The 2,347-nt window shown below is 58.4% G+C and carries 3 protein-coding genes; 2 read left to right on the top strand and 1 reads right to left on the bottom strand.

From position 1 onward, the window contains the following. Positions 1–189: 189 nt before the first annotated feature. Entirely contained in the window at positions 190–789 is a 600-nt protein-coding gene (locus tag EN993_RS34780; protein ID WP_127266138.1) for a DUF1419 domain-containing protein, read from the top strand. 183 nt (positions 790–972) lie between these two features. Here EN993_RS34780 and EN993_RS34785 read toward each other — a convergent pair whose 3' ends face one another. Then, the gene (locus EN993_RS34785; RefSeq protein ID WP_164758021.1) at positions 973–1,368 is read right to left on the bottom strand and encodes a hypothetical protein; all 396 of its coding nucleotides are present in this window, start codon (positions 1,366–1,368) and stop codon (positions 973–975) included. Between the two features lie 293 nt (positions 1,369–1,661). On the opposite strand from EN993_RS34785, the gene EN993_RS34790 reads away from it, so the two are divergent. After that, a complete protein-coding gene (locus tag EN993_RS34790; RefSeq protein WP_245469058.1) occupies positions 1,662–2,345 on the top strand; it encodes a transposase in 684 nt (227 codons plus the stop codon). Positions 2,346–2,347 lie beyond the last annotated feature (2 nt).

Genomic DNA, 2,347 nt, shown 5'->3' on the forward strand with positions numbered 1-2,347 from the left:
GCATCGCCGCGCCATGGCAACTGCTTGCTGTGTTGTGGCTGGCGACGCGCCGCCTAAACTCCTGCAAACCCCATCATCGCCAGTGCACGTGCCGGCTGCAGGCTCGGCCCGTCGCCAGCCACAACACAGCAAGCAGTTGCCATGGCGCGGCGATGCCGCGCGTGGCCGACTTGCCTTCAGGAGAACCTCATGACCGCACATCCACCCTTCAGGAAGGTGCTCGACGGCGTCGCCACCCGCGAGCAGATGTTCCAACTGTTCAGCCGTCACAAAGACACTCCCGGCATCGATCCCAATTCCGGCACTCCCTATTCAGGCGAGTGGTTTGAGATCACCGCGTCCGAATACCACTTCATGCTAGATTTGTTGCCGCCGCTCTTCATGCGCACCGGCATGTTCGGAATGTCGGAGTATAAGGCCGGCAACGTGACCAGCGTATTCTTCGCGATCCGGATCCGGGGCCGCGAGCGCTGGTTTCACGGGTTCTGCGATCTCACCGATCGCCAGTCGCCAGACAAGATGCGCGCCGCCATCATAGCCCACGAGACCGGCGCGAGCGACAGCATGACCCGCGCGGAAAAGCTTGAGGCGATCTGGAACATAACCCCTGTCGAGCTCAGGGGGACCGCCCGCAATGCAGACCCCGAGACCGGGTGGGCCGAACATCGCGGTAAACGCACGATTCTCGTTAACGCCGGAAGGCATGATGCTGCCTTCAGGCTGCTCGATGATCTGTCGGATCTCGAGATCGCCGAGTACCTGTCCAAAGTGCGATTGCGTCGGAGCTGACGAAGGAAGACGACGATGGGCATCTATAAGAACCGCGCTTCGGCGGCAAAGCGTCTCCATCACGGTGACCGACTTTCGCTCAATGGATGCACCCGCGTACGGCCCATCCTCAAGCTGTTGAGACATGCGAAACCCTATGGCCAACTGCAACGAGGATACAAGCATCCGGCCTTCAGCAAAACTTCAGTGCCTGCCACGCGGGAAGTACCCGGAATTGCGTAAAGCGCCGATGAACAGGCTGGCCGGGCCGGCGATAGTCGTCCTGGCCTGCGTTGCGAGCGGCAGCGTGTTCCAATCCTCCAACGGCGCGATAAAGCAGGAGAAAGTGCCATTGACCATGCAATGGCTGGTCAGCAAGCCCTGCTTATCCAGCACCAGAACCCCTGTCTGATGGCTTGGATACCGGATGGCGGCGACGCGCTGAATTTCCATGTCGCCATCGATGCGCAAATTGAAAAGCAGCACGCCCTGGCTTCTGTGGGCGATTTCCGCGACTTTTTCCGCGAAAGGAACAGAAAGCGCACGAACGCTGTCGACCGCCATCCCGAAAACAAGCGCGTCCAGCTCATCCGCCGCCATGAGAAGATTAGTTCCCAAGAAAATAGGGATTGCAATCGCTCTAGCCGGATTGTGCACAGTCATCGCACTCCGCCGGCTAAACGCCTGAGCCATGGCGTGTATGAGGCAGCTCTCTCTCGGTTGGCATGTTTGCCCCCGTTGATTGAGCCGGTTGCCCTAGGCCGATGACACACCGCTTGCTCGTTGCGGGGCTTCTCCGATAAAGCACGGCGAGAGCGATAAGATACGTCGGATACTGGCTAACACGAACAGCGACTTGGCTTGCAAGTCATGCTCACATCAAGGAACAGACTATGAAGCGCCAGATCCGGCCATTCGTCGTGGAAATGAAACAGAGGCGCGGTAAGCAGAAGCCTAGCCATTCGATCTGGGGCGATCTCGACCTGTCCAAAATTGCCACGGAGATGACACAACCGGCTCATGCTGCTCCGCTCCCAAATTCCCAGGTCATTGACTTCAGTATAAGACCCCTTGATGCTGAAGAAGGGGACAAACTACAAGCGGAGCATATCATGGCCGAATTTCAGGACGCTCAGACTGTTCAGACGACAGTAGCCCCAGCCAAAGTGGAAGTGCCTGAATCCATGAAGAAAGTTCGGCGAGCAAAGAAAACGAAGGCAGAGCTCGTAAAGCCGGTCCGCAAGAACGGAGCGAAACCTACACCCCAGGCGGCGGAAGCTCCCGTGGCAGCGAAGACCGCTCGCAAGACATATTCCGAGAATGAACGCGCCCAGAAGCTTGCCCAGATCGAGAAATCGATCGCTGGCGGCGCGACCAGCAAGATTGCGGTTGGCCAGGCCGGCATATCCGAGCAGACCTACTATTATTGGAAGAGGGCTGCCGCACCTTCTTCAGACAGCGGCGATCTCCGTGATCTTGTCGCGCTCGAAGAAGAAAACAAGCGCCTCAAGAGCCTGCTTGCCGACCGTCTGCGCAAGGAAAATGCCGAGCTCAAGAGGAAGCTGGGCCTGGCCTAAGG

Origin of the sequence: Mesorhizobium sp. M7D.F.Ca.US.004.01.2.1 (assembly GCF_003997785.1) — a bacterium.
In the GTDB taxonomy this organism is placed as follows: Bacteria; Pseudomonadota; Alphaproteobacteria; order Rhizobiales; family Rhizobiaceae; genus Mesorhizobium; species Mesorhizobium loti.